This is a genomic window from Pseudomonas sp. B21-041 (assembly GCF_024748675.1).
Classification (GTDB): domain Bacteria; phylum Pseudomonadota; class Gammaproteobacteria; order Pseudomonadales; family Pseudomonadaceae; genus Aquipseudomonas; species Aquipseudomonas neuropathica.
Genome location: NZ_CP087175.1, coordinates 1,159,952 through 1,178,438, shown reverse-complemented (window position 1 = coordinate 1,178,438; position 18,487 = coordinate 1,159,952). Strand labels below are relative to the sequence as shown.

At 57.9% G+C, this 18,487-nt stretch carries 21 protein-coding genes and 1 pseudogene; 10 read left to right on the top strand and 12 right to left on the bottom strand.

Annotation, left to right across the window (positions count from 1 at the left end; translation table 11 throughout):
- Positions 1–228 precede the first annotated feature (228 nt).
- The 4 genes from LOY43_RS05095 (at position 229) to LOY43_RS05080 (ending at position 5,650) form a co-directional block, all read left to right on the top strand.
- On the top strand, positions 229–1,719 hold the full coding sequence (locus tag LOY43_RS05095) for a leucyl aminopeptidase (protein WP_095050953.1): 1,491 nt from the start codon (positions 229–231) through the stop codon (positions 1,717–1,719).
- Between the two features lie 57 nt (positions 1,720–1,776).
- The gene (locus LOY43_RS05090) at positions 1,777–2,205 is read left to right on the top strand and encodes a DNA polymerase III subunit chi (protein ID WP_064118423.1); all 429 of its coding nucleotides are present in this window, start codon (positions 1,777–1,779) and stop codon (positions 2,203–2,205) included.
- Between the two features lie 8 nt (positions 2,206–2,213).
- Positions 2,214–2,609, top strand: coding sequence for a DNA polymerase III subunit chi (locus LOY43_RS05085; RefSeq protein ID WP_127925934.1), 396 nt, complete (start codon positions 2,214–2,216; stop codon positions 2,607–2,609).
- Between the two features lie 194 nt (positions 2,610–2,803).
- Positions 2,804–5,650: a valine--tRNA ligase gene (locus LOY43_RS05080; RefSeq protein ID WP_258709293.1), complete on the top strand. Its 2,847-nt coding sequence runs from the start codon at positions 2,804–2,806 to the stop codon at positions 5,648–5,650.
- 58 nt (positions 5,651–5,708) lie between these two features.
- Here the strand turns inward: LOY43_RS05080 and LOY43_RS05075 are convergent, their stop codons facing one another.
- Entirely contained in the window at positions 5,709–6,116 is a 408-nt protein-coding gene (locus LOY43_RS05075; RefSeq protein WP_220558054.1) for a hypothetical protein, read from the bottom strand.
- 218 nt (positions 6,117–6,334) lie between these two features.
- Here LOY43_RS05075 and rlmF point away from each other — a divergent pair, with 218 nt between their 5' ends.
- Positions 6,335–7,354: a 23S rRNA (adenine(1618)-N(6))-methyltransferase RlmF gene (gene rlmF, locus LOY43_RS05070; RefSeq protein ID WP_093436942.1), complete on the top strand. Its 1,020-nt coding sequence runs from the start codon at positions 6,335–6,337 to the stop codon at positions 7,352–7,354.
- Between the two features lie 194 nt (positions 7,355–7,548).
- Here the strand turns inward: rlmF and LOY43_RS05065 are convergent, their stop codons facing one another.
- On the bottom strand, positions 7,549–7,830 hold the full coding sequence (locus LOY43_RS05065) for an HU family DNA-binding protein (protein WP_003221909.1): 282 nt from the start codon (positions 7,828–7,830) through the stop codon (positions 7,549–7,551).
- Between the two features lie 395 nt (positions 7,831–8,225).
- Here LOY43_RS05065 and yejK point away from each other — a divergent pair, with 395 nt between their 5' ends.
- The gene (gene yejK, locus LOY43_RS05060) at positions 8,226–9,230 is read left to right on the top strand and encodes a nucleoid-associated protein YejK (RefSeq protein WP_095050956.1); all 1,005 of its coding nucleotides are present in this window, start codon (positions 8,226–8,228) and stop codon (positions 9,228–9,230) included.
- Entirely contained in the window at positions 9,230–9,580 is a 351-nt protein-coding gene (locus LOY43_RS05055; protein ID WP_108226232.1) for a glutaredoxin family protein, read from the top strand. Before yejK ends, LOY43_RS05055 begins: the two co-directional genes overlap by 1 nt.
- Before the next feature lie 116 nt (positions 9,581–9,696).
- Here the strand turns inward: LOY43_RS05055 and LOY43_RS05050 are convergent, their stop codons facing one another.
- Complete coding sequence (locus LOY43_RS05050; protein WP_258709292.1) at positions 9,697–10,632, bottom strand: glutathione S-transferase family protein; 936 nt, start codon at positions 10,630–10,632, stop codon at positions 9,697–9,699.
- 536 nt (positions 10,633–11,168) lie between these two features.
- On the opposite strand from LOY43_RS05050, the gene LOY43_RS05045 reads away from it, so the two are divergent.
- Positions 11,169–11,552: a DUF6124 family protein gene (locus LOY43_RS05045; RefSeq protein ID WP_095050959.1), complete on the top strand. Its 384-nt coding sequence runs from the start codon at positions 11,169–11,171 to the stop codon at positions 11,550–11,552.
- 51 nt (positions 11,553–11,603) lie between these two features.
- On the opposite strand, the gene LOY43_RS05040 is transcribed toward LOY43_RS05045, so the two are convergent.
- From LOY43_RS05040 to LOY43_RS05010, 7 genes and pseudogenes are all read right to left on the bottom strand, one after another.
- The gene (locus LOY43_RS05040) at positions 11,604–11,840 is read right to left on the bottom strand and encodes an ogr/Delta-like zinc finger family protein (protein ID WP_095050960.1); all 237 of its coding nucleotides are present in this window, start codon (positions 11,838–11,840) and stop codon (positions 11,604–11,606) included.
- Positions 11,841–11,998: 158 nt separating this feature from the next.
- A complete protein-coding gene (locus LOY43_RS05035; RefSeq protein WP_258709291.1) occupies positions 11,999–12,226 on the bottom strand; it encodes a hypothetical protein in 228 nt (75 codons plus the stop codon).
- Between the two features lie 158 nt (positions 12,227–12,384).
- Positions 12,385–12,612, bottom strand: a pseudogene (locus LOY43_RS05030) (phage portal protein); the annotation flags it as partial.
- A gap of 8 nt (positions 12,613–12,620) precedes the next feature.
- Positions 12,621–12,923, bottom strand: a complete 303-nt coding sequence (locus LOY43_RS05025) for a GIY-YIG nuclease family protein (RefSeq protein WP_095050962.1) — start codon at positions 12,921–12,923, stop codon at positions 12,621–12,623.
- A 40-nt stretch (positions 12,924–12,963) separates the two neighbouring features.
- Complete coding sequence (locus tag LOY43_RS05020; protein WP_077571232.1) at positions 12,964–13,434, bottom strand: nuclear transport factor 2 family protein; 471 nt, start codon at positions 13,432–13,434, stop codon at positions 12,964–12,966.
- A 204-nt stretch (positions 13,435–13,638) separates the two neighbouring features.
- Positions 13,639–14,943: a CynX/NimT family MFS transporter gene (locus LOY43_RS05015; RefSeq protein WP_258709290.1), complete on the bottom strand. Its 1,305-nt coding sequence runs from the start codon at positions 14,941–14,943 to the stop codon at positions 13,639–13,641.
- A complete protein-coding gene (locus LOY43_RS05010; protein ID WP_095050963.1) occupies positions 14,933–15,592 on the bottom strand; it encodes a FadR/GntR family transcriptional regulator in 660 nt (219 codons plus the stop codon). The genes LOY43_RS05015 and LOY43_RS05010 overlap by 11 nt, the downstream gene beginning before the upstream one ends.
- A 166-nt stretch (positions 15,593–15,758) precedes the next feature.
- Here LOY43_RS05010 and LOY43_RS05005 point away from each other — a divergent pair, with 166 nt between their 5' ends.
- On the top strand, positions 15,759–16,070 hold the full coding sequence (locus LOY43_RS05005) for a type II toxin-antitoxin system MqsR family toxin (RefSeq protein WP_099758064.1): 312 nt from the start codon (positions 15,759–15,761) through the stop codon (positions 16,068–16,070).
- Positions 16,067–16,555, top strand: a complete 489-nt coding sequence (locus LOY43_RS05000; protein WP_095050965.1) for a type II toxin-antitoxin system MqsA family antitoxin — start codon at positions 16,067–16,069, stop codon at positions 16,553–16,555. Before LOY43_RS05005 ends, LOY43_RS05000 begins: the two co-directional genes overlap by 4 nt.
- 53 nt (positions 16,556–16,608) lie before the next feature.
- Here LOY43_RS05000 and LOY43_RS04995 read toward each other — a convergent pair whose 3' ends face one another.
- On the bottom strand, positions 16,609–17,373 hold the full coding sequence (locus LOY43_RS04995) for an amino acid ABC transporter ATP-binding protein (RefSeq protein WP_008080191.1): 765 nt from the start codon (positions 17,371–17,373) through the stop codon (positions 16,609–16,611).
- Positions 17,374–17,384: 11 nt separating this feature from the next.
- Entirely contained in the window at positions 17,385–18,479 is a 1,095-nt protein-coding gene (locus LOY43_RS04990) for an amino acid ABC transporter permease (RefSeq protein WP_095050966.1), read from the bottom strand.
- Positions 18,480–18,487 lie beyond the last annotated feature (8 nt).

Below are 18,487 nucleotides of genomic sequence, written 5' to 3'. Positions count from 1 at the left end.
AAAGGGAACAACCATTCCCAGCGGCCTGCGCCTTGCCTGGCTGGCTTTAAGGACAACGCGGTGTGAAAACTAATTGAGAACGCCCCCTAGGGTTGTCAGGTGCGGGGAGCGGGGTTCAAACTGCGGCCCTTGTCGCAGGCTTTGGCCTGCGCCTCTTCTCTCTATAAGCAGGCGACTGCGGACACCGTCGAACGCCTGCGTGTTGACCATTCATTCAGGGATCCGGACATGGAACTGGTTGTAAAAAGCGTTAGCCCAGAAACGTTGAAAACCGCCACCCTGGTGGTTGCCGTCGGCGAAGGCCGCAAACTCGGTGTCGCCGCCAAACAGGTCGACGAACTGAGCGGTGGCGCGATCAGCGCCGTCCTCAAGCGTGGCGATCTGGCTGGTAAAGTCGGTCAAAGCCTGCTGCTGCACAGCCTGCCGAACCTGAAAGCCGAGCGCGTGTTGCTGGTCGGCGTGGGCAAGGATGAGGAACTGGGCGACCGTCCATTCCGTAAAATCGTTGCCGGCATCCTTAACACCCTGAAAGGTCTGGGCGGCAGCGACGCCGTGTTGGCACTGGATGAAATCATTGTCAAAAACCGCGACAGCTACGGCAAAACCCGTCTGCTGGCAGAAACCCTGGTGGATGGCGAATACACCTTCGACCAGTTCAAGAGCCAGAAAGCCGAACCGCGCGCCCTGAAGAAAATCACCCTGCTGACCATCAAGGCTGCTCAGGCCGAAGTGCAGCGCGCGGTGAATCACGCTACCGCGATCGCCAACGGCATGGCATTCACCCGCGACCTGGGCAACCTGCCGCCGAACATCTGCCACCCGACCTTCCTTGGTGAACAAGCGAAGAATCTGGGCAAAGAGTTCAAGGACCTGAAAGTCGAAGTCCTCGACGAGAAGAAGATCAAATCCCTGGGCATGGGTTCGTTCTATGCCGTCGGCCAGGGCAGCGCCCAGCCGCCGCGCCTGATCGTCATGCAATACAACGGCGGCAAGAAATCCGAGAAGCCGTACGCACTGGTTGGTAAAGGCATCACCTTCGACACCGGCGGCATCAGCCTGAAACCGGGTGCCGGCATGGACGAAATGAAGTACGACATGGGCGGCGCAGCCTCCGTGTTCGGTACCCTGCGTGCCGTGCTTGAGCTGAAACTGCCAATCAACCTGGTGTGCATCCTTGCCTGCGCGGAAAACATGCCGAGCGGCAATGCCTCGCGTCCGGGCGACATCGTCACCACCATGAGCGGCCAGACCGTGGAAATCCTCAACACCGACGCCGAAGGCCGTCTGGTGCTGTGCGATGCGCTGACCTACTCCGAGCGTTTCAAGCCGCAAGCGGTGATCGACATCGCCACCCTGACCGGCGCTTGCGTCGTGGCACTGGGCGCGCACACCTCGGGCCTGCTGGGCAACAACGACGAACTGATCGGCCAACTATTGAGCGCTGGCCAGACTGCCGACGACCGCGCCTGGCAATTGCCGCTGTTCGACGAATACCAGGAGCAACTGGACAGTCCGTTCGCCGACATCGCCAACATTGGCGGGCCGAAAGCCGGCACCATCACTGCTGCGTGCTTCCTGTCGCGTTTCACCAAGAACCTCAACTGGGCGCACCTGGACATCGCCGGCACCGCGTGGACCAGCGGCGGCAAGGACAAGGGCGCCACTGGCCGTCCGGTGCCTCTGCTGACCCAGTACCTGCTGGATCGCGCCAAAGCCTGAACCCGCTGACCGGCGGCGTCACTTTCGGGTGACGCCGCCTGCTGCTCTGGAACCGCAATGACCAAAGTCGACTTCTATATCCTGCCCAGCGCCGATCCTTCGGCTCGCCTGGACTTTGCCTGCAAGCTCACCGAAAAAGCCTGGCGCATGGGGCACCGCATCTACCTGCATTGCAGCGATGCAGCTCAGCGCGATGATCTCGATGCGCGCCTGTGGGCATTCAAGGGCGAGACCTTCGTGCCGCACGGTCCGGCCGACAGCGAACCGGACGGTTTGATTGTGTTGGGATTGGGTGATGACTGCGGTCAGCACCAGGATTTGCTGGTCAACCTCGACCTGAAAGTCCCGGCCTTTGCCAACAAATTCGCCCGGGTGGCGGAAGTGGTGGTCGAAGATCCGACGATTCGAGCGGCCGCGCGGGAGAGTTTCCGTTTCTACCGCGAACAGGGCTATCCTCTGCAAGATCACCGTTTACAGCGACTCTGAGCATTCCAATGGACACTCCGAAACCGCAGCAAAAGTCCGCACACCTGTTGGACGATCTTGAATCGATCCGCCAGTTGCTCGGCGATGACAACCTGCAACCACCGCTGTTGACCGACACCGTCGACGACGGTGAACAGGAACAGATTCCGATGTTGTTTGATTCGGTCGGCGCCGAACCCGCCGCTGTCGAACCACCACCCGCGCCAGCTCCGACACCCGCCGCACCACCGGCTGCGACCGCCGCTAAAGGCCCGGACGCCCTGCTCCACCTCGACAGCGAACTGCGCGCCGCCGCGCAATTGATCATGCAAGACGTGATCGACGACTTCGCGCCGCACATCGAAACCGAAATCAAACGCCGCCTCGACGCGCGCATGGAACGGCTGCTCAGCCAGTACGAATAACGCGCCCCGTGTAGGAGCTGCCGCAGGCTGCGATCTTTTGACCTTTGTTTTTTAAAGACAAGATCAAAAGATCGCAGCCTGCGGCAGCTCCTACATTTAGATCTCCACCCAGTCCTCCCCGCTCGCCCTCGGCCCCATGCCCCGCTATACTCGTCGGCTTTTCCTGAATTAATGCCAATAGGGTCCCGCCGCGCATGGATAAGACCTACCAGCCGCACGCCATTGAAACTTCCTGGTACAACACCTGGGAGTCCGAGAACTACTTCGCCCCGCAAGGCGCGGGCGACTCCTACACCATCATGATCCCGCCGCCGAACGTCACCGGCAGCCTGCACATGGGTCACGGTTTCAACAACGCGATCATGGACGCCCTGATCCGTTTCCGCCGCATGCAGGGTCGCAATACCCTGTGGCAGCCGGGCACCGACCACGCCGGCATCGCTACGCAAATGCTGGTGGAGCGTCAACTGGAAGCCACCGGCCAGAATCGTCACGATCTGGGCCGCGAGAAATTCCTCGAGAAGGTCTGGGAGTGGAAGGATCAATCCGGCGGCAACATCAGCCGTCAGATCCGCCGCCTCGGCTCGTCCGTCGACTGGAGCCGCGAGCGCTTCACCATGGACGACGGTCTCTCGGAAGCGGTCAAAGAAGCCTTCGTGCGCCTGCACGAAGACGGCCTGATCTACCGCGGCAAGCGTCTGGTCAACTGGGACACCAAGCTGCACACGGCGATTTCCGACCTCGAAGTGGAAAACCACGACGAGAAAGGTTTCCTGTGGAACCTGAAGTACCCGCTGGCCGATGGCGCGAAAACCGCTGATGGCAACGATTTCCTGATCGTCGCGACCACCCGTCCGGAAACCATGCTCGGCGACTCCGCCGTTGCGGTGAACCCGAACGATGAGCGCTACCAGGCTCTGATCGGCAAGTTTGTCGAGCTGCCACTGGTTGGCCGCCGCATCCCGATCATCGCCGACGATTACTGCGATCCTGAATTCGGCACCGGCTGCGTGAAAATCACCCCGGCCCACGATTTCAACGACTACGAAGTCGGCAAGCGCCACAACCTGCCGCTGCTGAACATCTTCGACAAGAATGCCAACGTGCTGCCGGCAGCCCAGGTGTTCAACCTCGACGGCACGCTGAACGACAGCATCGACGGCGCGATTCCAGCTGAGTACGCCGGTCTTGAGCGTTTTGAAGCGCGTAAGCAAATCGTTGCTGCGTTCGACGCCGCCGGCCTGCTGGTCAGCGTCAACGACCACGGCCTGAAAGTACCGAAAGGCGATCGCTCCGGCACCATCATCGAGCCGTGGCTGACCGACCAGTGGTACGTGTCGACCAAGCCTTTGGCCGAGCCTGCGATTGCCGCTGTTGAAGACGGCCGTATCCAGTTCGTGCCGAAACAATACGAAAACATGTACTTCTCGTGGATGCGCGACATCCAGGACTGGTGCATCAGCCGTCAGCTGTGGTGGGGCCACCGGATTCCGGCCTGGTACGACGAGTCGGGCAAAGTCTACGTCGGTCGCGACGAAGCCGAAGTGCGTGCCAAGCACAACCTCGGTCCGGACGTTGCCCTGCAGCAGGACAACGACGTACTCGACACCTGGTTCAGTTCGGGTCTGTGGACGTTCTCCACCCTGGGCTGGCCTGAGCAGACCGAGTTCCTGAAGAAATTCCACTCCACCGACGTGCTGGTGACGGGCTTCGACATCATTTTCTTCTGGGTTGCCCGGATGATCATGCTGACCATGCACCTGATCAAGAACGAGGACGGCACGCCGCAGGTTCCGTTCAAGACCGTGTATGTGCACGGTCTGGTGCGCGATGGCCAGGGCCAGAAGATGTCCAAGTCCAAGGGCAACGTCCTTGACCCGCTGGACATCATCGACGGTATCGAGCTGGAAGAACTGGTGCAGAAGCGCACCTCCGGCCTGATGCAGCCGAAACTGGCGAAGAAGATCGAGAAGCAGACCCGCGACGAATTCGCCGACGGCATCGCCAGCTACGGCACCGACGCCCTGCGCTTCACCTTCTGCTCGCTGGCCTCGACCGGTCGCGACATCAAGTTCGACATGGGCCGCGTCGAAGGCTATCGCAACTTCTGCAACAAGATCTGGAACGCCGCGCGTTATGTTCTGGACAAGGGCGAAGACTGCGGCCAGAACGGCGAAGCCTACGAGCTGTCGCTGGCGGATCGCTGGATCATCTCGCAACTGCAACGCACTGAAGCCGAAGTGACCCGTCAGCTGGATCAATTCCGTTTCGACCTGGCAGCACAAGCGCTGTACGAGTTCATCTGGAACCAGTACTGCGACTGGTACCTGGAGCTGTCCAAGCCTGTGCTGTGGGACGAGAACGCACCGGTTGAACGTCAGCGCGGCACCCGTCGTACGCTGGTTCGCGTGCTGGAAGTGGCGCTGCGCTTGGCGCATCCGTTCATGCCTTTCATCACTGAAGAAATCTGGCAGCGCATCGCGCCGCTGGCCGGCATTCAGGGCAAGACGATCATGCTGCAAGCGTGGCCAGTGGCCAACGAAGAGCGCATCGATCCGGCTGCCGAAGACGACATCGAATGGCTCAAGGAACTGATGCTCGGCACGCGCAACATCCGTGGCGAAATGAACATCGGCCCGGGCAAACCGCTGCCGATCTACCTGAAGAACGTCAGCGCTGAAGACCAGCGCCGTCTGACCGAGAACGAAGCGCTGCTGAAGAAGCTGGCGCGTCTGGAATCGATCACCGTTCTGCAGGCTGGTGAAGAAGCACCGCTGTCCGCCACCGCTCTGGTTGGCGAGATGGAAGTGCTGGTACCGATGGCCGGCCTGATCGACAAGGGCGCCGAACTGGCGCGTCTGGACAAGGAAATCCTGCGTCTGCAGGGCGAAGTCCAGCGCGTTGGCGGCAAATTGTCCAACGCCGGTTTCGTCGACAAGGCCCCGGCCGAAGTCATCGAGAAGGAACGCGCCAAACTGGCCGAGGCAGAACAAGCCCTGGGCAAACTGGCCGAGCAACACGCGCGAATTGCCAGCCTGTAACGGCAAATCGCAATGAAAAAGGGAGGCCGCATTGGCCTCCCTTTTTTGTGCCCGCCAGTTACTCAGGACATGTCCCGCCACCTGGAAGATTCAAGTCGATTTTCACTAGCGCTCTTTTCGACTCCCCAATATCCACTCCATTACGCTCGACTGAATACTGAGCGCCTAGCGATCCGCTCCGAATGGGTTTGATCGCCGTTGCGTAGGGGCCTACATTCAGTTCCACGAACGACTCTCCACCAATAGAACCCAAGGTGTAAACAACCGTGGTTTCTGTGCCGGGAACAGGATCCATTCCGTTGGCCGTCGAATAGCCTTGCGTTTTTAACTCAATCCGATCCCCAGCCATCATGCCCGGTTGAATCATTATACGAACAGGAACACCGTTGACAGGACTGGGATTACTGGAACATGCGATGAATCCATGGTTAGCACTGGGAAAGGTGGCAGCAGTCAATTCAATCATTATCATCACTCTCAGAAAGAGCCCTGAACCTTTACAAGGCGTCTAACCAAGTAAAATCAAAAATGCAGCCGCTGCCAACTGTCAAATCTGACAGGTTATCAAGACAAATTTGGAATAAAGAATTTCATTTACCCTGCAAATACACCCGTTTGGTCGCGTGCGGTTTATATGTGGGACAATACCCGCCACTTTCAGCCATACCCGAATCGACCACGCCCATGAACGCCCCCCGCACACCCAAACCTGCGCGCAAGAAGCCTGACACCGCGACCCCGGCCAAGACCGTTGAGCCGCGTGAAAAGGCCAGCCTGCACCCGCGCAATCGCCATCAGGGTCGTTACGACTTCCCGGCGCTGATCAAGACCACGCCGGAACTGGCGAAGTTCGTGATCACTAACCCGTACGGCAAGGAAAGCATCGACTTCGCCAGCCCCGATGCGGTGCGCGTTTTCAACCGGGCGCTGCTCAAGTCGTTCTATGGCATCCAGCATTGGGACATCCCGGCAGACTACCTCTGCCCGCCAGTTCCGGGCCGTGCCGATTACGTGCACTTCCTCGCCGATTTGCTGGCGAGCATGAACGACGGCAAGGTCCCGCGCGGCGCGATCGTCAACGTGCTGGACATCGGCATGGGCGCCAACTGCGTGTATCCGCTGATCGGTAACAGCGAATACCGCTGGCACTTCCTTGGTTCGGAAATCGACCCGACGGCCGTGGCTGCTGCCCGAGCCATCGTTCAGTCCAACGATCTGAACAAAGTCATCCAGTTGCGCCAGCAGGAAAACCGCAAGCACATCCTGATTGGCTTGCTGGAGCCGGGCGAGCGCTTTGACCTGACCATGTGCAACCCGCCGTTCCACGCCTCGATGGACGAAGCGACCAAGGGCAGCGAGCGTAAATGGCGCGCACTGGGCAAGGCCGATCCGAAACGCAAACTGCCGGTGCTGAACTTCGGCGGTCAGTCGGCGGAGTTGTGGTGTGAAGGCGGTGAAGCGCGTTTCGTGACGCAACTGATCGCCGAGAGCGCCAACTTCCAGCATAAAGTGTTGTGGTTCAGCACGCTGGTCTCGAAAGCTTCGAACTTGCCGGCCATCGAAACCGCACTGAAAAAAGCCGGGGTGCTGGAAAGCCAGGTCGTGGAAATGTCTCAAGGCCAGAAACAGAGCCGTTTCGTCGCCTGGACGTTCCAGACCAAGTCCGAACAGCAGATCTGGCGTCGCGAGCGCTGGGTTCGCTGATAGCTGCGCAGATGCCCTTGTAGGAGCTGCGGCACGCTGCGATCTTTTGATCTTGATCCTGAAGAACAAGATCAAAAGATCGCAGCCTCGTTTCACTCGACAGCTCCTACAGGCGGAGTAACGCCTTGCTAAATCGCAGGCACAAAAAAACCGTGCCCGGATCACTCCGGTGCACGGTTTTTTATTGCTGCGTCTTACTTGTTCACAGCGTCGGTCAGGCCTTTGGCCACAACCAGCTTGATCACTTTCTTAGCAGGGATTTCGATGGCAGCGCCAGTCGAAGGGTTACGGCCAGTGCGGGCAGGACGCTCGGTCACTTTCAGCTTGCCGATACCTGGCAAGGTGATTTCGCCGCCGTTTTCCAGCTGATCAGCAACGATTTGGCCCAGTTGGTCCAGAGCGTTACGCGCGGTGGTTTTCGGCGCGTCGATAGCTTCAGCGATGTCGGCGATCAGTTGGTCTTTAGTAAGAGCCATGTAGTGTTCCTTCCCTATCAAATTCATATGGATTGCAGAGTGCAGTGTCAGCCATCGAGCCCGATCTTCTGGATCTGGCACCCTCGGCGATAACCACGACGAGTCGGGTTATAGATACCGAAATCAGGGTTTGGTTCGACCTGACAAATGCTGATTGCACGCTTAACGCAGTGACTTCGCGTAAGACCGGGCAAAACTAGCACAGAGACGGGGAAATATCCGCCTCTAGCTACCCATTTGGTCAGCTTTATTGCGCTAAATCGGTAAAAAACTGCATATGCGTCAGTGCGCGCCCCGGTTTTGCCCTACAACCCGCGCCAAAACCAGTGGTTGCGGTACACTTAGCGCTTTTTCGGGGGAGCCTGCCCTCCTCCCTTCCTACAGCCGAGAAGCCCATGCCGATCCGTCATTGCATCGTCCACCTGATCGACAAAAAACCCGACGGCACGCCCGCAGTTCTGCACGCCCGTGACACGGAACTGGCCGAGTCTGCAGCCATCGAGAACATGCTCGCCGACCTCAACGAGAGCTATAACGCCAAACAGGGCAAAGCCTGGGGCCTGTTCCATCCGGAGTCCGGCGCGTTCCCGTTCAGCGGCTGGCTGAAGGAATACATGGAAGGCAGCAAGGACTTCACCGCATTCAGCAAAGTCGCGGTCGAGCACCTGCAGAAGCTGATGGAAGAGTCGAACCTGTCGGTCGGCGGTCACGTGTTGTTCGCCCACTATCAGCAAGGCATGACCGATTACCTGGCCATCGCCCTGCTCCACCACAGCGAAGGCGTGGCGGTGACCGATGAGCTGGACGTGACCCCTTCGCGCCACCTCGACCTCGGCCAGTTACACCTGGCGGCGCGGATCAACGTTTCCGAGTGGCAGAACAACAAGCAGTCCAAGCAATACATCTCGTTCATTAAAGGCAAGAACGGCAAAAAGGTCTCCGAGTACTTCCGCGACTTCATCGGTTGCCAGGAAGGCGTCGATGGCCCGGGCGAGACCCGCACGCTGCTCAAGGCTTTCAGTGACTTCGTCGAAAGCGAAGACCTGCCGGAAGACTCCGCCCGCGAGAAGACCAAGACCCTGGTCGATTACGCCAGCAGTCAGGCCAAACTCGGCGAACCGATGGGTCTGGAAGAGCTGTCGGAGCTGATCGACGAAGAGCGCCCGAAAGCCTTCTATGATCACATTCGCAACAAGGACTACGGCCTGTCGCCAGAGATTCCGGCGGACAAACGCACCCTGAATCAATTCCGCCGTTTCACCGGCCGCGCCGAAGGCCTGTCGATCAGCTTTGAAGCACACCTGCTGGGTTCGAAGATCGAATACGACGAAGAGGCTGGCACGCTGGTGATCAAAGGCCTGCCGACGTCGCTGACCGATCAGTTGAAGCGGCGTAACTGATGCTCGGCAATGTGCTGAAGAAGGTTGCACTGGTTCTGCTGGTGGTGGTCGTCTATCAGAACTGGGGCAAGATCGAGCGGGTGTTCAACCCGTCGCAAATGGTTGCAGAGCAGACGCGCGCACAGGCCAGCGTCGTGCTCTACGCCACCGACTGGTGCGGCTACTGCAAGCAGACCAAACGCTTTCTCGACAGTAAGGGCATTCCCTTCAAGGAGTTCGATATCGAGAAGGATGCCGAGGCGCGCAAGGCGTATGAGGCATTGGGTGGACGCGGGATTCCGTTGATCGACGTTAACGGTACGTTGATTCGCGGGTTCGACCCGGACGAAATCCTCGCCGCCCTGAAATAACCTGTAGGAGTGAGCCTGCTCGCGATAGCGGTGTGTCAGTCGATAAATCCGCCGATTGACACAACGCTATCGCGAGCAGGCTCACTCCTACAAAGTTTTGCATCAGACTTGAGAGATCAGCGGGCTTCGATGCGGAAACCAAAGCGCGGGAAGTGCACATGCACCACACCGCCACGCTCGTCTTCACGACGAATGATCAACTCCTCGCTACCGGCAAACAGCAACTCACCGACCACCGGATCAACCCCGTAATCCGTCGCGGCGATCGCCACCTGCTGCCCAGCCTTGTAGCCGTTCGGATCAACAAACTGCTCATCCGGCAATGCCGCCGGTGTCGCGTTGCGTGCAATCTCAAGCGCCTCCTCGGAGGTCATCGCACTCGCCGCGCCATGACCAAAGCCCAGCACTCGACTCAGCCACGCCGAAACCGCCGGATACTCATCCACCAGCGGCGCCGTCACATGCGTCGCCTTGAGGAACCACATGGGATGCGCCAACGCAAAGTCGGCAATCGACGGTTCGCCGAACAGAAAGTCGCCTTGCTCGCGCTGCAACTGCTGCTCCAGCCGCGCCATGATCGTCGGCCATTGATGCTTGGCTTGTTCGGCGGACAGACGTGTGGCACTGCCGCCCGAGAACAAACCGGCGCGGTCGGCAATAAACGCTTTGATCGCTTCCGGCGGCAACTTGGCAAAACGCACGGCCACAGATTCCGGCTGGAACACCAGACTCACCGCATGCTGGAACACTACCGAGTCAGCCCATGTGGCGAAACTGGCGGTGGTGAACTCCTGACCTTCGGGGAAGAACGCTGGCAAAGCCTTCTCTTGCTCGAGACGACGAGCGATCAACGACGTGTCGCAGTAGATGTCAGCGCCAATCTGCAACACCGGGGTCTTGCGATAGCCGCCGGTCAGGGCGGTCAGATCCGGTTTCGGCATCACCGGCGAGATATGCACCGAGCGCCACGACAAGCCTTTGAAGCCCAGCAGCAGACGGGCCTTCTCGGCAAATGGGGAGGTCGGGTAATGATGCAGAATCAACTCGGACATGCTCGGCTCCGCCGCTCAGATAGTGAGCTGGCAGCTTAGCGCGCATTTGCTTAGCAGCCTACAGATCTGCCTGATGGGAACTGATCAGTCAGATTGATAAGAGTGCTGCAGTGATCGCGTCATCCAGATATGGCGTTAACGCACTGTCCGACTGATAAAGTCATGGAACTCTTCGGTAATTACACGCAATTTTCCACATCCGTTTAAAGACACTCAGTGTTACGCGCAAAGGCCCACAAATTCTTGCGCCACTGCCTACGCGTGCGCCAGAATCCGCCGGCTTGTGCGCCTTGGACTGGCTGCGTAACTTGGAACCGTCACTGATTTCCAGTGATCGAGCTTAGCGGCTTGGTTTCGTTCACTTCCGGTTGCACAAGTATCATCCCGTCAGGCATTCGCCTGCGCTTGATGGTGGCTGTGCGCATGGCACCCTCGGGTGCGCCGGGTTTCGGAGTGACCGGTCCGCTAACTTGCGCATAGCCGCCACCCTTTCGCTTAGCGGCGGGAAGGTTACGGCCTCATCGAGGTACACTCCCATGTTCAAGATAACGCCAAACCCGCCGACCATAGACCTGGCAGCCGTCACCGATCCGACATCCCCCTACGAATCCCCCGATTCGAAAAAACTCAACGAAGCCGCCGAACGCGCACTCGACCATTATTTAGGCCCACCCACGGCCCGGATCATGGAGACGCCCTATCAACCCAACCGCCTCTACATGGCCAACCCGCAATCGGATGCCGAATCCCTGCTGGTCGACGCGTGTGAAACCTTGGGGTCGGCGAGTGTGATGCTCAATGATTTTGCCGGCCAGTTAGAAGGCCCACGTCGTAAAACACTGCAAGGCATAGCGCAAATCGTCATGGTGGCGGAGATGGCTGTCAATCAGGTGGTGGATAAATTAGTGCCCACTGAGTAAATGAAATTAGTGGCGAGAGGTGTACTCTCGCCACTATGGTAAAGACCTAAGTTACTCAAATAAATCATGTTGTTTTTCGCGTGGTAAAGCTCGTAGTCGGTCGAACAGTAGGCGATCAACCGCTTGAGCAAGCGGATTGAGTGTGTGTAAAAATGTAAGATTAGTGACCCAAGTATGCCCACATGCAGTCGAGCCGCATTGACAGTAAAGTCGAGCGAACTCCAATGAAAGCTCTTCTCGAGAAACAATCCGACCTTTCTCATCACAGGCTTTGCAGCTCACCGTCATTTAGACCGACTCAGACATGACAAAACCTAAATTCCAACACCATTAAATCCACTCCTCGCCAACTTACCCCTAAAGCCTTTAAAACAGCAGCACACGCTAATTGATAAATGCAAACTCTGCACCCGCCGACCAACCAACACTAAAAGATAAGAATACAATCATCTTTTGATAGTTGTCGTTTTTTCTATTGAGGGCGCGCTGTAAGCATCAACGCCACGCGCGCTAAGCTGAATATCATTATAAACAACCGTGGCTATGTTTCGCGCCCAGTCGAGACGAACCTCAACTATTGGAGTAGACAACCCATACTCTTTCGCAAACTTATCCCTAACGGACACCTCGGTATCAATAGCTTTCACGATCGGAAACTCTGCTGCCTTCGACATTTTGAAGCTCCTAAACACTAGCCAGCTAAATTAAAGTCTTAGTATTGGTAAGACTGGAGCCTTTAGCCTGTCATTAAAAGAAGATCGAAACCACTGTCAAACCTGACAGGTCTTTAGTTGATTTTGCGATTTAAAATGATATTAATACAATTGATTTACTATAAAGATGCCCAATAAATTTCCCTGTCATGTCGCAGCGATCTGTTCACCTGATTGAACAACTGGCTAATCGGTCGTATCTCATTATTTGTATAAACCCGATCTATCTTCTCGATATCACCAAACCCCGCCGCATTCTCTGGCATCCCCCCCAGCGCTGGGTTCATTCGCCACGCAGCGATCACGTCATTGCTTGTGATGCTGTTGATGCGCTCGAACTCGTCTTTTGTTGCAATCAGTCAGATTGATAAGACGCGACCAGGCATTCCTTGGCGCTCTTCCTGAGTTTTTTGATCAAGCGTTCCTGGCGCAGCGCATCGCTCTTGTCGCGGCACAGTTCGGTATAAACCAGCGCCATCGCCGGGCTGGAGAGGAAGAACCGTGCGCCTTTGCCACTTTGATGCTTGGCGAAACGACGCACCGGATCGTCGCTGATCCCGCAGTACAACGAGCCATTGGCGGCGCGAACGAGGTAGACGAACCAGGACTTGCTCACGGGTTCGGCGACGTCGACAGGTTTTTCGCTAAGGCTGGTCACTTCGGGATCTGAACGTGTAGGAAAACAGGCGGCGATCTTATCAGCGACCGGCCTGAAATGCCTTCAGTCCCTTCAATGCCTGGGCGCGCACGGCGTTGCGCACCAGTGGCGTCCAGCCCAGCAGCAGGCCTTTGAAACCGAGGGCCTGACGCGACCAGCGCCACAGATCGAAGTGATCGTGGTGCTCGCAGATCTTGCCGTCACGGAAGACGAAACGGGCCTGGATATCGTTGATGACAATGTTGCCGGTCTGGCTGAACAGGTAGGTCGCGACCCAATGTGCGCCACCGCTGCGCTCATCGGCGCGGACGTTGTCGAAGGTCAGCGAGAAGTCTTTGGCGCGGGTGGTGAGCATGCGCCACATGTCGCCGGCATCGCGCCCGCGCAGTTCGCCGAAGGCCGGATCACTGAACACGACGTCGTCGGTGTAGCAGGCGGCCATGGCTTCGGCATCGAGGCGCTGGAAGGCCTGGTAGAAGCGGGTGATCAACGCGGCGTGGGCTTCGCTCATGGGCAAACTCCAAAATAGGTACAGAGTGCCAGCACCATAATCTGCAATGCGCAGAAACACTATCGGCATTCGTAAACCGAATACCCGCTGTACACAAAACCCATGTAGGAGTGAGCCTGCTCGCGATAGCGGTGTGTCAGTCAGCGCAACGTTGACTGGTATAAAGCTATCGCGAGCAGGCTCACTCCTACAGTTTGAACCGCGTCAGATTTTTTCGCTTTGCACTTGCACGTACAACGCACGCCCGGCGCCGAGGCCAGCGATGATCGCACCGGTGCCAATGATGCCGAAGATCCAGCCCACGGCATTCCAGCCGCCGGTCCAGTCATGCACCACGCCGACCGCAAACGGCCCCATCGACGCCAACGTGTAACCGAAACCCTGAGACATGCTCGACAGATTCGCCGCAACATGCGAATCACGCGAACGCAGTACGATCAACGTCAGCGCCAGACTGAACGTACCGCCCTGCCCCAGCCCCAACAGAATCGCCCAGCCCCACAGGCCTTCGATCGGCGCGTACAGGCAACCGAACAGCCCGCCAAGAGTCAGCGCCATGACCACGACGATCGCCAGACGCTGATCCTTGCCGCGCGTCGCCAGCCACGGCGCAGCCAACGAACTGGCGAGCTGGATGATCACCGAACCGGACAACACCAGACCGGCCTGGGTCGGCGTCAGGCCGCGACCAATCAGGATCGACGGCAACCAGCCGAACACAATGTAGGCCAGCGACGATTGCAGGCCCATGTACAAGGTCACCTGCCAGGCCAACGGATCACGCAGCAGCCCGCGCACACGGTAGGCGACGTTGTGCGCGCCATGTTTCTGCCCGACTTGCGGCAGCCAGAACACTGCTGCAACCAGCGCCGGAATCACCCAGAAACCCAGGCCCATCGCCCAACTGTGACCGAAATGTTCACTCAGCGGCACGCTGGAACCCGCCGCCATCGCCGCGCCCAGACACAGCGCCATGGTGTACACGCCGGTCATGGTGCCGGCGTGTTTGGCGAAGTCGCGCTTGACGATGCCCGGCAGCAAAACTCCGATGATGCCGATACTCGCGCCGCCCAATACGCTGCCAGCGAACAGGCCGATCTCGCCGAAGTTGCTGCGCAAGATAATCCCGGCGGCCAGTGTCAGTAGAATTCCCAACACCACCCGTTCAGCGCCAAAACGCCGCGCCAGAATCGGTGCCAGTGGGGCGAACAATCCCAGGCACAGCACTGGCAGTGTGGTCAGCAAACCGGCCTGAGCCGCCGACAAACCGAGGCTCTTCGACACATCACTGAGCAGCGGCGCCATGCTCGACAGCGCCGGACGCAAATTCAGCGCGACCAGAATCAAGCCGAGCAGCAACAACCACGGCCGGCGCACCAGCGGATGGCTTTGTTGCACTTGCTCGTCGTCAGCCTCGGCATCGATCAGCAGCTCTTCGAGTTCTGCCGTGCGTTTGGGGGTTGTGGATAGCTCACTGCGGGACATGGATTTCTCGGTTTCAAGGTTCATTGATCAACTGCCTCGACAAAGCTTTGGCCCGTTCCGGGTCGCGTTGCTCGACCGCATCGAGTAACTCGATATGCAAGTCGAACACTTCCTGACGGCGCGGGACGATATTCAGGGTCTGGCGCAATTGCGCACCGACGATGCTCGAGAAATAGCGATAAAGCTCGCTGAGGGTCGGGTTGTGCGCGGCATCGACCAGACGACGGTGGAACACCAGATCGCAGGCGATATAGGTGTCGAGATCGCCGTGGTAGTGGCTGCCGCTGGTGCCGAGCGCTTCACGCAATGCGACGAGGTCCTCGTCGGTACGGCGCAACGCCGCCAGGCCGATGGCCTCGACTTCGAGAATGTGCCGGGTTTCCCGTGCCTGATCCAGCGAGCAGCGTGACAACGCTTTCAGCGTATCGAGCGGATCGACCACGGCGCGCAAGTAACTGCCATCGCCCTGGCGAATCTCGATCAGTCCAGAAAACGCCAGCACGCGCATGGCTTCGCGCACGGTGTTGCGGCTGATGCCCAGCTCGGCGCACAGCTCGGGTTCGGTCGGCAAACGCTCGCCAACCTGCCAGGCACCGCTGTTGATGCGCTGACGAAGCTGATCCAGAGCCTGATCGACCAGGGATCGCTTAACGAGTGGAGAGATATCTGACATAGGATTTTCCCTTTCATCCAATCATAGGATGAATTTTCTGACATGTTAGTCAGACCCGTGTAGGACGGCAACCACCTAGGGTCAATCGGAGACACATGGAGCGATATTTTCGATTGGTGAAAATTACCCTTTAAGGGTAATTTCAGGGACAGGGTTTTGGTTTCTTATGGAAAAGAACACACCCCATTATGAGCTGGCGGTGATCAAGGCTGAGGTCAGGCGGCTTGGAAGAAGGGCCTTTACCAGAAGCTCTGCAGAATCCGGTGATCTTCTCGGCTTTAGCATAAGAGAGATGCAAGAAATCGTTTACGAGCTGCAGAACAGGATGTTGTACAAGTCGATGACCAGCTATGACGATCATCGAGTCTGGCAGGACGTGTATCACACCCATTCACAAGATCTGGAGATTTACATCAAGGTGACATACCGCCCTGCCGGCGGCGCACCGGTAATCTCCTTCAAGGAGAAAAACCCATGAAAACCCGGCAATGTTTCAGCTGTGGTGCCCGTGAGGGAATGAGGCATTTCGAGGGGCGAGGCGAGACCCTGAGTGTCAAAGGCATGGAGCGCCGTGTAACCGATCTTTCTGGCTGGGAATGCCAGCAGTGCGGCGAAGTCGAGTGGGATGACGATACCGATAGCGCGGAACGTTATACGAAAGCAGGCGATGAGCTGGTTATCGCCGCCAGACAAATGATCGGTGCCGAGATGAAACGTATTCGACGCAAATTGCACCTGACGCAAAAAGAGACGGTGCAACTGCTCTCCGGCGGCGGGCATAACGCGTTCTCTCGTTACGAGCGGGGTGAATTACTTCCACCCAGAGCATTGGTGCTGCTCATGCGCCTGCTGGACCGACATCCCTACATGCTTGTCGATATTCAAACCTTGGCAGAAGGCGCAGACCTGCGAGGTTTCAAGCACACAGTCCACAAAGAACACGAAACCCTCACCGTATCCTGACCCACAAAAAAACAAACCCGGCACAAGGCCGGGTTTGATTTACACACAAACCATCAATGCAAAATCTGACTCAAGAACAACTTCGTCCGCTCGTTCTGCGGATTATCGAAGAAGTCATTCGGCGCCGCCTGTTCAACGATTTCACCTTTGTCCATGAAGATCACGCGGTTGGCCACAGTACGGGCAAAGCCCATCTCGTGAGTCACGCAAAGCATGGTCATGCCGTCTTCAGCCAGGCCGATCATGGTGTCCAGAACCTCTTTCACCATCTCCGGATCGAGCGCTGAAGTCGGTTCATCGAACAGCATGATTTTCGGTTTCATGCACAGCGCGCGGGCGATCGCCACACGCTGTTGCTGACCACCGGACAGTTGCCCCGGAAACTTGTGCGCCTGCTCAGGAATGCGAACGCGCTCCAGGTAGTGCATGGCGATTTCTTCGGCCTTGCGCTTGGGCATCTTGCGTACCCACATCGGCGCTAGGGTGCAGTTCTGCAAAATGGTCAGGTGCGGGAACAGGTTGAAGTGCTGGAACACCATGCCGACTTCACGGCGGATCGCTTCGATCTGCTTGAGGTCGTTGGTCAGCTCCACGCCATCGACGACGATGCGGCCCTGCTGGTGTTCTTCCAGACGATTGAGGCAACGAATCGTCGTCGACTTACCGGAACCCGACGGCCCGCACAGGACGATACGCTCGCCTTGTTTGACGTTGAGGTTGATGTCTTTGAGCACGTGGAACTGGCCGTACCACTTGTTGACGCCCTGCATCTGAATAATGCCTTCAGGACCTACAGGCTTTTTGATTGCTTCACTCATTTACAGAACTCCTAACGCTTGTGGCCAGTGTCGAGCTTGCGTTCCAGATGCATGGAATAGCGCGACATACCAAAACAGAAAATCCAGAACACCAGGGCGGCGAACACGTAGCCTTCGGTGGCCATGCCCAGCCATTTGGGATCGGCAGCGGCTTGTTTGACGCTGTTGAGCAGGTCAAACAGGCCGATGATGATCACCAGACTGGTGTCCTTGAACAGCGCAATGAAGGTGTTGACGATGCCGGGGATCACCATCTTCAGGGCTTGCGGCAGAATCACCAGGCCCATCGAACGCCAATAACCGAGGCCCATCGCGGCAGCGGCTTCGTACTGTCCTTTGGGGATCGCTTGCAGACCGCCACGCACCACTTCGGCGACGTAGGCCGACTGGAACAGGATCACGCCGATCAGCGCCCGCAGCAGCTTGTCGAAATTCATGCCTTCAGGCAGGAACAACGGCAGCATCACCGAGGACATGAACAACACCGTAATCAACGGCACGCCGCGCCAGAACTCAATGAAGGTCACGCAGACAACACGAATCGCCGGCATGTTCGAACGACGGCCCAGCGCCAGCACAATCCCCAGCGGCAACGCACCGGCGATACCGACAGTGGCGATCACCAGGGTCAGCATCAGACCGCCCCACTGGCTGGTTGCCACGGTGGTCAGACCGAAACCGCCGTGCAGCAAGGTGAAAGCAATGATCGGATACAGCACCAGAAAGCTCAGCCCGTAGATCGCTTTACGCGGCACACGCGAGATGAACAATGGTGCCGCGCCGATCACCGCCAGCCACACGGTCAGGTCGACACGCCAGCGCAGTTCCGTCGGGTAGTAGCCGTACATGAACTGGCCGAAACGCTGCTGAATGAACACCCAGCAGGCGCCCTCCTTGGTGCAGTCGGCGCGGGTGGTGCCGACCCAGTTGGCATCGACAATCGCCCAGCTGAGGATCGGAGGCACCACGAGATAAATCAGGTAGAACGCAAACAGCGTCAGCAAGGTGTTGAGCCAGCTGGAGAACATGTTCGCGCGCATCCACGCCACCACGCCGATGCTGCTGTTCGGTGGGGGCATGTCGGGTTTGAAAGTATGAGTACTCATGCGCTTTT